This window comes from Polaribacter sp. BAL334 (assembly GCF_015767435.1).
Classification (GTDB): domain Bacteria; phylum Bacteroidota; class Bacteroidia; order Flavobacteriales; family Flavobacteriaceae; genus Polaribacter.
Map to the genome: position 1 here is coordinate 1 of NZ_JADWOV010000064.1, position 340 is coordinate 340.

A 340-nucleotide genomic window follows, 5' to 3' on the forward strand; every position below is an offset into this window, starting at 1 on the left:
GCGTAGGTTTTTGGTTGTAAAAGTTTTTTCAAATGAAGCCCTAAAAACATAGAACTGTCGTTAAACAAAATGGTATTTTTAAACTGTAATCTTTGAGTTGCGGATTTAATATCTTCTGCATAACTAACAGTATTTCTTTTATTTAGAAATTTAAATACGCTATGTATAGGAATCCAATTAATAGATTCAACAAGAGTTTTTGGGTATAAATTCCAAAGATTTGGGCCAATTTCTACTAGATCATCTTCTTCACCATTTTTTATTCGGATTCTTTTTTGAATAGATTCTTTATCTTTTTGCTCTTTCATGACAGACCTTAACATTGGCGGATTTACGTATA

The 340-nt window shown here is 29.4% G+C and carries 1 pseudogene; it reads right to left on the bottom strand.

Annotated features, from left to right (window positions below):
• Window positions 1–308: pseudogene (locus IU405_RS00355) on the bottom strand (glycosyltransferase family 1 protein); the annotation flags it as partial.
• Between the last annotated feature and the right edge of the window lie 32 nt (window positions 309–340).